This is a genomic window from Leclercia sp. LSNIH8 (assembly GCF_002920195.1).
Classification (GTDB): domain Bacteria; phylum Pseudomonadota; class Gammaproteobacteria; order Enterobacterales; family Enterobacteriaceae; genus Enterobacter.
In genome coordinates this window covers 101,043-113,287 of record NZ_PQJY01000010.1, presented here as the reverse complement: position 1 = coordinate 113,287, position 12,245 = coordinate 101,043, and the positions used below count along the sequence as shown (strand labels likewise).

Annotated in this window: 6 protein-coding genes; 2 read left to right on the top strand and 4 right to left on the bottom strand. The window is 54.0% G+C overall.

Annotated elements, in window-relative coordinates; genetic code table 11:
• Positions 1–19 precede the first annotated feature (19 nt).
• Together apbE and C3406_RS21915 are read right to left on the bottom strand one after the other, a co-directional pair.
• Complete coding sequence (gene apbE / locus C3406_RS21920; RefSeq protein ID WP_103825111.1) at positions 20–1,075, bottom strand: FAD:protein FMN transferase ApbE; 1,056 nt, start codon at positions 1,073–1,075, stop codon at positions 20–22.
• Positions 1,076–1,195: 120 nt separating this feature from the next.
• Positions 1,196–2,302 carry a porin OmpC gene (locus C3406_RS21915; RefSeq protein WP_103825112.1) on the bottom strand — a complete coding sequence of 369 codons (1,107 nt, stop codon included), beginning with the start codon at positions 2,300–2,302 and terminating at the stop codon, positions 1,196–1,198.
• A gap of 739 nt (positions 2,303–3,041) precedes the next feature.
• Here C3406_RS21915 and rcsD point away from each other — a divergent pair.
• Together rcsD and rcsB are read left to right on the top strand one after the other, a co-directional pair.
• Entirely contained in the window at positions 3,042–5,714 is a 2,673-nt protein-coding gene (gene rcsD / locus C3406_RS21910; RefSeq protein WP_103825113.1) for a phosphotransferase RcsD, read from the top strand.
• 16 nt (positions 5,715–5,730) lie between these two features.
• Complete coding sequence (rcsB, locus tag C3406_RS21905; RefSeq protein WP_032612710.1) at positions 5,731–6,381, top strand: response regulator transcription factor RcsB; 651 nt, start codon at positions 5,731–5,733, stop codon at positions 6,379–6,381.
• Between the two features lie 111 nt (positions 6,382–6,492).
• Here the strand turns inward: rcsB and rcsC are convergent, their stop codons facing one another.
• Together rcsC and gyrA are read right to left on the bottom strand one after the other, a co-directional pair.
• The gene (gene rcsC / locus C3406_RS21900) at positions 6,493–9,339 is read right to left on the bottom strand and encodes a two-component system sensor histidine kinase RcsC (protein WP_103825114.1); all 2,847 of its coding nucleotides are present in this window, start codon (positions 9,337–9,339) and stop codon (positions 6,493–6,495) included.
• Positions 9,340–9,482: 143 nt separating this feature from the next.
• The gene (gene gyrA / locus C3406_RS21895; protein ID WP_103829365.1) at positions 9,483–12,119 is read right to left on the bottom strand and encodes a DNA topoisomerase (ATP-hydrolyzing) subunit A; all 2,637 of its coding nucleotides are present in this window, start codon (positions 12,117–12,119) and stop codon (positions 9,483–9,485) included.
• Between the last annotated feature and the right edge of the window lie 126 nt (positions 12,120–12,245).

Sequence of the window (12,245 nt, the reverse complement as noted above, 5' to 3'; positions counted from 1 at the left end):
AAACCCGCAACCTTGCTTTTTAATTCTTCCCGTTAACGAGGAAACTGGCAAACTGCGGGGACATCCAGGTTTTGAAGCCCTCCCCTTCGCGGGTGATCATATAGACAGCCAGTCCTTGCTGACGTACAACCTCTTTGGCTTTTTCCGTCCCCAGCACCATCAGGCCGGTATCCCAGGCATCGGCCTCCAGAGCCGTCGGGGAGATCACCGTCACCGACACCAGGTTGTGGGTAATCGGACGACCGGTCTGCGGATCGATTACGTGCGAAATGCGTTTTCCGTCCAGCTCATAATAGTTGCGGTAGCTGCCGGAGGTACTGATACCGTGGCCGTTGATATCGAGAATGGCCTGCACGGCGTTTTGCTCATCGGTCGGCTTCTGGATCGCCACGCGCCAGGGTTTATCGCTGGCGTTCATGCCCCGGCTGACCAGCGCCCCGCCTACCGATACCAGATAGCGCGAGATCCCCTCTTCGGCCATTAGCCGGGCCAGGTGATCGGCGGCGTAACCTTCGCCCACCGTTGAGAGATCGACAAACAGATCGGGAATATCTTTTTGCAGATACTGCTGGCCGGACTGATTAATCACGGACAGATGCTGCAGCCCCGTTTTCGCCCGGGCATCGTCAATTTGCGCCTGATCGGGGGTTTTCACCGGCTGCTTATTCGGGCCAAAGCCCCACAGGTTAACCAGTGGGCCGACGGTAATGTCCATCGCGCCGTTCGTTTTGTAGCCCACCCGCAGCGATTCGGTGACAATGTCAGCCATCGCTTCGCTCACCGGCCAGGGCGAGGTACTCTTCGACTGGTTAAAGCGCATCAGCGCGGAGTCGTTTTTATAAGTGGACATTAACTGGTCATCGCCGTCCAGCTGAGCCTGGATCTTCCCGCGCAGCTCTTCAGCCCGGGCAGCGGAGAGATCGATGGCGCTGACGCGCCAGAAGGTACCCATCGTTTTCCCTTCCAGCACCGTCGCGGCGGCGGTTTCGCTCTTTGCAGAGGGAGCAGGTGCGTCACACGCAGCCAGCATAAACAGCGTCGCCAGCAAGCCGACACGCAAAAAAGTAATTTCCATTCGTTATTATCCTCAAGCCTGAGACCGGCAAGAGTACACCAAAAAACAGGCTTTGTAAGGGCCTGATGGTAAAACAAAAAAAAGGGGCCCTTTGGCCCCTTTCGCAATAGTACGTAAGACTTAGAACTGGTAAACCAGACCCAGTGCTACGATGTCATCGGTGCTGATGCCAGCCTGACGGGTGAAGGAGTTATTATCCAGCAGGTTGATTTTGTAATCCACGTAGGTGGACATGTTTTTGTTGAAGTAGTAAGTCGTGCCAACATCAACATATTTCAGCAGATCCTGGTCGCCGTAGTTATCAATGTCCTTACCTTTAGACTGCAGGTAAGCCACGGATGGACGCAGACCGAAGTCGAACTGGTACTGTGCAACCACTTCGAAGTTCTGTGCTTTGTTAGCGAAGCCGTAAATGTCGCTGCCGTTCTGAGAGTTGCCGAAACGGGTGGCGTTGTAGGTCTGGGAGTACTGCGCTGCCAGGTACAGGTTGTTCGCGTCATATTTCAGGCCGCCGCTGTACACTTCAGCACGGTCGCCGTCGCCGTAAACGCCTGCAGCGTTCTGGTCTGCGGTGCGTTTAGAAGAGGCTGCTGCCGCACCTACGCTGAAGCCTTCGCCCAGATCGTAAGTCAGGGAGCCGCCGAAGCCGTCGCCGTTCTGTTTCAGCAGGCTACGACCGGTGTCGTTTTCACCGCTGACGCTGCCGTTTTTACCCTGATACTGCAGAGCAAAGTTCAGGCCATCAACCAGACCGAAGAAGTCCTGGTTACGGTAGGTTGCAACGCCGTTAGCACGGGATTGCAGGAAGTTGTCGGAACCGTAGGTGTCGCCGCCGAATTCTGGCAGAACGTCGGTCCAGGAGGTGACGTCGTAGATTACGCCGTAGTTACGACCGTAGTCGAAAGAACCTGCTTCAGCGAACTTCAGACCCGCGAAGGCCACACGTGTCCAGGACTGGTTGTCGCTCTCGGTGGTGTTGCCCTGAATCTGGTATTCCCACTGACCGTAGCCGGTGATCTGATCGTTAACCTGAGTTTCGCCTTTGAAGCCGAGACGCATGTAAGTCTGATCGCCATCAGCGCCGTCGTCATCAGAGAAATAGTGCAGACCGTCTACTTTACCGTAGAGATCTAATTTGTTGCCGTCTTTGTTATAAATTTCAGCCGCATTCGCTGCGCCTGCTACCAGCAGTGCTGGCACCAGGAGGGACAGTACTTTAACTTTCATTATTTTAACCCTCTGTTATATGTCTTTTATTACCACTGCTTACTGATTAACCCTCTTAACCAGTCGGCAAGTTCATTCTCCTCAAAAATACAGAATAATCCAATAAGAATATGATACGAAAACTTTTAAGATGTTTCATATTACCGTATAGATGTTTCAAATTGTAAATTTCAGGGAACTTTTTGTTCGCACATTTAGCTAAAAAATAGCGCACTAAAAATCAAATTTCTAAAATTAATTATACAAATCAAAGACATATACAAAAATAAATTATAGCACTGATTGACAAAACAAAAACCGCAGCGGCTACTAAAATATCTCTCGCTATCATCATTAACTTTATTTATTACCGTCATTCAAATTTGAATGTCTGTTTATCCAGAATTGAACCGAATGCAATGCATTCGGTTTTTTTTACTCATCCTTACGCAATTTTATATAATTTGTGCTACTCACCTGTAACTATAACGACTATTAATTAAATCTTCGCTTGCTATTTTTAGGCTCATAAATTGCGTGGTGAATTTAATTTCTTGTTTATTCGTGCTATTTTTTTTCAACTTTTGTGAGTTATTTGTACAATTTTTACCTGGGCGTACAAATTTAAGACAATCCTTTTTCGTCCTGCAACGACGTGAAAAAGTCAGCCTCATCCGTGGCGTGAGGCTGGAAATTCGATTATTACGCTTTATACTGCCCTACTCGCCTGAAGCGCAGCCATAACGGGTTAAACACATCAATGAGTCAGTCTGAAACCACAGCCGCGAACAAGTTCTCCCTGCTTCCGGGCAGCATTACTCGTTTCTTTCTTCTATTGATCGTTGTGCTGTTAGTGACCATGGGCGTAATGGTGCAAAGCGCCGTGAACACCTGGCTCAAAGACCGCAGCTATCAGATTGTCGATATCAGCCACGCGCTGCATAAGCGCATCGATACCTGGCGCTACGCCACCTGGCAGATTTACGACAATATCGCGGCAACACCTACCACCTCCTCTGCTGAAGGTTTGCAGGAGACGCGCCTGAAGCAGGACGTCTACTATCTTGAGAAAACGCGACGCAAAACCGAAGCCCTGATTTTTGGTTCCCACGACAGCGCTACGCTGGAGATGACCCAGCGCATGTCGACCTATCTGGATACGCTGTGGGGCGCGGAGACCGTTCCCTGGTCGATGTACTATCTCAACGGTCAGGACAACAGCATGATCCTGATCTCCACCCTGCCACTCAAAGATCTCTCCTCCGGGTTCAAAGAGTCTACGGTGGGTAATATTGTCGATTCCCGTCGCGCGGAGATGCTGCAGCAGGCTAACGCCCTGGATGAGCGCGAAAGTTTCTCCTCCCTGCGCCGACTGGCCTGGCAAAATGGCCACTACTTCACCCTGCGTACAACATTCAATCAGCCAGGCCACCTGGCCACGGTGGTGGCCTTCGATCTGCCCATCAACGATCTGATCCCGCCGGATATGCCGCTGGAAAGCTTCCGCCTGGAGCAGGACAACGGAGCGCAAAACCTGCGCGCGCCGACGGATAAAGAGAGCCCTGACAGCGTCTCTATCACCTTTAATGGTTCGAAAATCGAAATTGCTTCCACCCTGAACACCACCGGCATGCGTCTGGTCTGGCAGGTGCCTTTCGGTACGCTGCTGCTGGATACGCTGCAAAACATCCTGTTGCCCCTGCTGCTTAATATTGGTCTGCTGGCGCTGGCGCTGTTCGGTTACAGTACCTTCCGTTCGCAGCCAGGTCGCCAGAGCGATGTTCCTGTGGCAGCCGGTACCAACAACGAGCTGCGTGTCCTGCGCGCCCTCAATGAAGAGATTGTCTCTGTGCTGCCGCTCGGCCTGCTGGTCCACGACCAGGAGGCTAACCGTACGGTGATCAGCAACAAAATTGCCGACCATCTGCTGCCCCACCTGAATCTGCAAAACATCACCAGCATGGCGGATCAGCACCAGGGGGTGATTCAGGCCACGATTAATAATGAGCTGTACGAGATCCGCCAGTTCCGCAGCCAGGTGGCATCGCGCACGCAGATTTTCATTATTCGCGATCAGGATCGCGAGGTGCTGGTCAATAAAAAGCTCAAGCAGGCGCAAAGGCTGTATGAGAAAAACCAGCAGGGCCGCGCGGCGTTTATGCAAAATATCGGCGAAGCGTTCAAGCTGCCGCTGAAGGCGCTTGCCAGCGAAGCCGCCCATTTATCCACCCCGGAGAGCATGCAGCTTTCCGCTCATGCCGATACGCTGGTACGGCTGGTGGATGAGATCCAGCTTGCCAACATGCTGGAAAATGACACCTGGAAGAGCACGGCCTCGCTGTTTTCCATTCAGGATCTGATTGATGAAGTAGTGCCGGAAGTGCTGCCGGTCATCAAGCGTAAAGGGCTGCAGCTGCTGATTAACAACCCGCTGCGCGCGAACGATGAGCGTCATGGCGACCGCGACGCCCTGCGCCGCATTCTATTGATGCTGATCCAGTACGCAGTCACCACCACCCAGATCGGCAAAATTACCCTTGAAGTGAGCAGCGATGAATCGGCTGAAGACCGTCTCACCTTCCGCATTCTGGATACCGGCGAAGGGGTTACCGCCAGCGAAATTGATAATCTGCACTTCCCGTTCCTCAACGAGACCCAGGGCGACAACTATGGCAAAGCCAATGCCCTCACCTTCTGGCTCTGCGATCAGCTGGCGCGTAAGCTTGGCGGCCATCTGAATATCAAAGCGCGTGAGTCGCTGGGCACCCGCTACTCGCTTCACGTCAAAATGGCGGCAAGCCCGCAGGACGCGGAGGAGGATGAACGCCTGCTGGATGATGTGGTAATAATGGTGGATGTAACCTCAAACGAGATCCGCAATATTGTGGTTCGTCAGCTGGAAAACTGGGGTGCAACCTGTATATCCCCTGACGAACGGCTGGCAAGTCAAGAATATGATCTCTTTTTAACAGATAATCCGTCTAATCTTACTGCCTCGGGCTTGCTTTTAAGCGATGATGAGCCAGGCGTGCGGAAAATTGGCCCCGGCCAGGTGCGCGTCAACTTTAATATGAGCAATGCTATGCAGGAAGCTGTACTACAACTAATAGAAGAGCAACTGGCGCAGGAAACGATCCCGGAATCCCCACTGGGTGGCAATGAAAATGCTGAACTTCATGCCAGCGGATATTATTCGCTCTTTGTAGACACAGTTCCAGATGATGTTAAGAGGTTGTATACTGAATCGGCCGTGAACGACTTCGCGGCGCTGGCTCAGACAGCACACCGGCTCAAAGGGGTGTTTGCCATGCTTAATCTGGTTCCAGGCAAGCAATTATGTGAAACGCTGGAACATCTTATTCGTGAGAAAGATGCCGCCAGCATAGAAAAATACATCAGCGACATTGACGCCTACGTCAAAAGCTTGCTGTAGCAAGGTAGCCCTATACATGAACAATATGAACGTAATTATTGCCGATGACCATCCGATTGTACTGTTCGGTATTCGCAAATCACTTGAACAGATCGAGTGGGTGAATGTAGTCGGTGAATTTGAAGATTCCACAGCACTGATTAATAACCTGCCAAAGCTTGATGCGCACGTGCTCATCACCGACCTTTCCATGCCTGGAGATAAGTACGGTGACGGGATTACGCTGATCAAATACATCAAGCGTCATTTCCCAAGCATTTCGATCATCGTGCTGACCATGAACAATAACCCAGCGATTTTAAGCGCGGTTCTGGATCTCGATATCGAAGGCATCGTCCTGAAACAGGGCGCGCCGACCGATCTGCCGAAAGCGCTGGCCGCGCTGCAGAAAGGGAAAAAATTCACGCCGGAAAGCGTCTCTCGCCTGCTGGAAAAAATCAGCGCTGGCGGTTACGGCGACAAACGCCTGTCGCCAAAAGAGAGCGAAGTCCTGCGTCTGTTTGCCGAAGGTTTCCTGGTGACCGAAATTGCCAAGAAGCTGAACCGCAGCATCAAGACCATCAGTAGCCAGAAAAAATCGGCGATGATGAAGCTGGGCGTGGAGAACGACATCGCCCTGCTGAACTACCTCTCCTCCGTGACCCTGAGTCCTGCGGATAAAGAGTAATGAGCTACATGCCCGGCGGCGCTTCGCTTGCACGGGCCTACAGGTAGCGTAGGCCGGGTAAGCGTCAGCGCCACCCGGCAATAATAAAAAAGCCCATTTCTGGGCTTTTTTTTATCCCCGCGCTCTTCTCACCCGCTCCGCATATACCGACAGCGTCTGTTTCAGGACATCCAGCGTCACCGGCTTGGAAAGACAGCTATCCATCCCCGATTCCAGACAACGCTGCTTCTCCTCTGCCAGCGCGTTAGCGGTGACACCCACCACCGGCAGCGTCAGACCGAGCTGACGGATGCGCTGAGTCAGGCGATAGCCATCCATATTCGGCATGTTCACATCACTCAGGACAATGTCGATACGGTTTTTGCTCAGCACATTGAGGGCATCCACGCCGTCATTCGCCGTTTTGCACTGATAGCCCAGCGAGCCGAGCTGATCGGCCAGCAGGCGACGGTTAATCGGATGGTCGTCCACCACCAGGATCATCATGTCCTCATTCAACGACTGCTCGGATTCCGGCGACGGCAGCGACGTTGTCCCGTCTGCGCTGTCCATTTCCACACGATAGATACGCGCCAGCAGCGTAATCAGCTCGTGCGGCGAGGCCACGCTGTTCACCCACTCGCCGTGCGCACGCTCCAGGGCGATACCGATATGGCGCCGGCAGAAGATCACCGCCGCTTTACCCTGCCACGGTTTCGTCAGCTCATCGTCGGTGAGAAGCATATCTTCCGCGTCCGGGGTTTGTCCGGCGTAGCGCGCCACCCGGATGCCGTATGAGGTCAGCAGGGATTCCAGGTAGGCATACAGCGAGGCATTATTGACCGCCAGCCAGCAGCGTTTATCACTTAATCCCTCAATCAGCATGTTAGCCGGTGACTGCGCCGCATAAAGTGGAATACGGATAGTAAACTGACTGCCCATGCCCGGTTCGGTATCCACCGAGATATCGCCGTCCATCATGCTGATCAGTTTTTCACAGATCGCCAGCCCCAGCCCGGTGCCCTGGAAGTTACGCTGAACCCCCGTCCCCACCTGGAAGAACGGGTCGAACAATTTGACCACCTCTTTGGCCGGAATTCCCACCCCGGTGTCGCGCACGCGAATGCTCAGGTAGTCCCCCGCTTTGGCGACATGCATTACAATGCAACCCATGTCAGTGAACTTAATGGCGTTGCTGAGCAGGTTGGAGATCACCTGCTGCAGGCGCATCGGATCGCCCTGCAGCGTTAGCGGCACGTCCGGCTCAATAAAGCAGTACAGCCCCAGCTGCTTACGCACCACCAGCGGCAGGTAGTTGGCGCTGATATGGTTCATCACCTCGCGCGGCGAGAATTCGCGCGGTTCAATTTTCAGCTGCTCGGACTCAATTTTAGAGAAGTCGAGAATGTCGCTGATGATTTTCAGCAGCAGGCTGGAGGAGTTGTTCATCGCCGTCACCAGACGGTCAACGCCGCGCGGCAGCTCTTTGGTCTGCAGTAGATCGAGGTTACCGATAATCCCGTAGAGCGGAGTACGCAGTTCGTGACTGACGGTGGCAAGGAACATCGATTTCGACTGGCTGGCCTGTTCGGCGGACTGGGCCATGTCCTGCAAAGACTCTTCCATTTTGACGCGGGCGGAGACATCCACCAGCACGCAGATCGCCACGTTCTCATTGCGATAGCGCGAATGGACAAAGCTTATCTGCAGGTTGGTATTGTTACTGGTCAGGACATCGACGAAGTTGACCTGCTGCCCACAGATAATCTGCGTCAGCCGCTGTCGGTCCTCATGGGTGAGCATATTGAGATAGTTATGCGCCAGCTCGTTACTGAGGATGTTGGTCCCGTCAAGGGTGCGTAAAATACAGATCCCCACTGGCGCAGAGGCAACAATCTTGCGGTTAAACTGCTCATGCTCTTCAAGACGCTGGGCATCGTTCTCCGCCGGAATAAAGATTTTACGCTCGTACATCCGCGCGAGGGTAAACAGCGCAATCCCCACCAGCACGTTTAGCAGTACCGAGTTGAGGATCAGTATCCGAATACGCTCCAGCACCATATCCACTGGTACGGAGTAAACAATGCTCAGCGACGAAGGCGGCAGGCTTTTTTTCAACACCAGGTCACGAAAACCGGCGCTGTAGCCAAACCATGAGCGCTCCTGCATCCAGCGAGGATCAACCTTCAGCCGCGATTCCGGCCCGGCCAGTGAAATGAGAGAGTGACCGTTTTCATCGAGAATGGTCACGCCCATCGGCAGATTACCCGGGGTGAAAAAGTTCTCCATGCGGATAGTCTGCTCAATACCGAGCATCGCCTGCAGACGGTTGCCCAGATAGACCGGCGTTAGGGCATAGAAGTACCCTACTCCTGAACGCGGACCCTGGCTTATCCAGAACAGATTATTACCGCGCTCATCCTGAGGCGCGTTACGGTATTTGATGATCCGCTCGTGCAGGCTTTTCAGCGCGCTGTCGCGGTCCACCGGCACATCGCGCAGGCCAAAATCGGCCATACAGAGATTTTCGCTGCCAATCAGGAAGACGCGGTTCAGGTCATAGGCTGCCGAGAAGTTATCGCGCCAGTAGCGCATAAACCAGGCCAGCGACTCCAGCGATCCCCGCCACGCTGAGCCCATCGCCGAGCAGTCAGAGTCGGGGAAAAGCGGTTCAAAGTTGGGGACATCTGCCTTACTGTCGCGCCCGCGGATAGCCAGCACACCATTTTCCGCCGTCAGACGGTTTTCGGCGATATATTTGAGCTCCTTCATGACGTCCGCGGTGCGCTGAATATAGCGCTGGGACTGATCGAAGCTGAGGCTAAACTCCTGACGGATCTCCGCCTCCTTCTGGTGCAGCGCATTGACGATGTAAAACACCGAAAATAGCGCGATAAGCACCCAAATCAGGAGCGCCAGCGCCCGAAAAAGATAGCGAGAAACTTTCAGCGTGGTTCGAAAGGAGACGAGGTATTTCAAGGGGGCGAGGCTCCGCCGTCAGGTTCACAAGGAATGGGTTAAGGTAGCGGTAAATCGCCGCCGTCGCAACGTTCGGTTGTCTGCAATTCAGCGCCGCGACAAAAGAAAAGGGCCGGAAACCGGCCCTTTGTCATCAGAAGAGATTACTCTTCGGCATCATCTGCCGCATCATCGTCGATTTCCGCTTCCGGCGCGATTTCATCGTCACCTTCTGCCACGCTACCGTCGATAGAGTCGAGCTCTTCGTCATCCACTGGCTCAGCAACACGCTGCAGACCCACCACGTTTTCATCTTCCGCGGTACGGATGAGGATCACGCCCTGGGTGTTACGGCCCACCACGCTGATTTCCGACACGCGGGTACGCACCAGCGTACCGGCATCGGTGATCATCATGATCTGGTCGGCATCATCGACCTGTACCGCGCCAACAACGGAACCGTTGCGCTCGGTGACTTTGATCGAGATAACGCCCTGGGTGCCACGGGACTTGGTTGGATATTCGTCCTGGGCAGTACGCTTACCGTAACCATTCTGGGTGACGGTGAGGATTGCGCCTTCGCCACGTGGAACAATCAGGGAGACCACGCTGTCTTCGCCCGCCAGTTTGATCCCGCGGACACCGGTCGCCGTACGGCCCATGGCGCGCACCGCGTTCTCTTTGAAGCGCACCACTTTACCGGCGGCAGAGAAGAGCATCACTTCATCGGAGCCGGAGGTCAGATCCACGCCAATCAGTTCATCGCCTTCGTTCAGGTTGACGGCGATAATGCCGGCAGAACGTGGGCGGCTGAACTCGGTCAGAGCGGTTTTCTTCACCGTGCCGCTGGCGGTCGCCATAAAGACGTTCACCCCTTCAGCGTATTCGCGAACCGGCAGGATCGCCGTAATACGTTCGTTTTGTTCCAGCGGCAACAGGTTGACGATTGGACGTCCACGGGCGCCACGGCTCGCTTCTGGCAGCTGATAAACCTTCATCCAGTACAGACGGCCCCGGCTGGAGAAGCAGAGGATGGTGTCGTGGGTGTTGGCCACCAGCAGGCGGTCGATAAAGTCTTCTTCTTTAATACGTGCCGCTGACTTGCCTTTGCCGCCACGGCGCTGTGCTTCATAGTCGGTTAACGGCTGGTACTTCACGTAGCCCTGGTGAGACAGGGTAACAACAACGTCTTCCTGGTTGATCAGGTCTTCGATGTTGATATCCGCGGAGTTGGCGGTGATTTCCGTGCGACGCTCGTCACCGAACTGATCCCGGACCAGCTCCAGCTCCTCGCGGATGACTTCCATCAGACGATCGGCGCTGCCCAGAATGTGCAGCAGCTCAGCGATCTGCTCCAGCAGCTCTTTGTACTCGTCGAGCAGTTTTTCATGCTCAAGGCCGGTCAGTTTCTGCAGACGCAGATCCAGAATCGCCTGGGCCTGCTGTTCGGTCAGCCAGTATTTGCCCTCGCGAATACCGTACTGCGGCTCCAGCCACTCAGGACGCGCGGCATCGTCACCGGCACGTTCCAGCATCGCAGAGACGTTGCCCAGATCCCACGGCTGCGCGATCAGGCCCGCTTTCGCTTCGGCAGGGGTTGGCGCACGACGGATCAGCTCGATGATCGGGTCGATGTTCGCCAGCGCAACCGCCAGCGCTTCAAGGATGTGCGCACGATCGCGGGCTTTACGCAGTTCGAAAATAGTCCGGCGGGTCACCACTTCGCGGCGGTGACGCACGAACGCGCTCAGAATATCTTTCAGGTTCATGATCTTCGGCTGACCATGGTGCAGCGCAACCATGTTGATGCCAAAGGAGACCTGAAGCTGCGTCAGGGAGTAGAGGTTGTTAAGCACCACTTCCCCTACCGCGTCGCGTTTGATTTCAATCACGATACGCATGCCGTCTTTGTCAGACTCATCACGCAGCGCGCTGATACCTTCAATACGTTTCTCTTTAACCAGCTCGGCAATCTTCTCGATCAGGCGCGCTTTGTTCACCTGATACGGAATTTCGTGGACGATAATGGTCTCACGGCCAGATTTGGCATCCGCTTCCACTTCGGCGCGGGCACGAATATAGATCTTGCCGCGACCGGTACGGTACGCTTCTTCGATACCGCGACGGCCATTAATAATCGCTGCGGTCGGGAAGTCCGGGCCCGGGATGTGTTCCATCAGCCCTTCAATGCTGATCTCTTCATCGTCGATATAGGCCAGGCAGCCGTTAATCACTTCGGTGATGTTGTGCGGTGGAATGTTGGTCGCCATACCTACGGCGATACCGGACGAACCGTTTACCAGCAGGTTAGGGATCTTCGTCGGCATAACGTCAGGAATTTTTTCCGTGCCGTCATAGTTGTCGACAAAATCTACCGTCTCTTTTTCCAGATCGGCCATCAGCTCATGGGCAATCTTCGCCAGGCGGATTTCCGTATAACGCATTGCCGCAGCGGAGTCGCCGTCGATAGAACCGAAGTTACCCTGACCATCAACCAGCATGTAACGCAGCGAGAACGGCTGCGCCATACGGACGATGGTGCCGTACACCGCGGAGTCACCATGAGGATGGTATTTACCGATTACGTCACCAACGACACGGGCAGATTTTTTGTACGCTTTATTCCAGTCATTGCCCAATACGTTCATGGCGTATAGTACGCGACGGTGTACCGGCTTAAGTCCATCGCGGACATCCGGCAGCGCACGGCCAACAATGACCGACATCGCATAATCCAGATAGGAGCTCTTCAGCTCTTCCTCGATGTTAACCGGTGTAATTTCTCTCGCAAGGTCGCTCATCTAACCGCTATCCCTCTACTGTATCCCGGATTCAAAGGTCGGAAATTATAACACACCCGCTTAGGTTTAAACTAATTTGCTTTGTTATCCTGATATACTTCCTCGTCTTTAAATTACGGAGTAAAA

Bases quoted from the DNA above. Each gene is read 5' to 3' on its own strand.
- apbE (WP_103825111.1), bottom strand. From the start codon at position 1,075: ATGGAAATTACTTTTTTGCGTGTCGGCTTGCTGGCGACGCTGTTTATG.
- rcsD (WP_103825113.1), top strand. From the start codon at position 3,042: ATGAGTCAGTCTGAAACCACAGCCGCGAACAAGTTCTCCCTGCTTCCG.
- gyrA (WP_103829365.1), bottom strand. From the start codon at position 12,119: ATGAGCGACCTTGCGAGAGAAATTACACCGGTTAACATCGAGGAAGAG.
- C3406_RS21915 (WP_103825112.1), bottom strand. From the start codon at position 2,302: ATGAAAGTTAAAGTACTGTCCCTCCTGGTGCCAGCACTGCTGGTAGCA.
- rcsB (WP_032612710.1), top strand. From the start codon at position 5,731: ATGAACAATATGAACGTAATTATTGCCGATGACCATCCGATTGTACTG.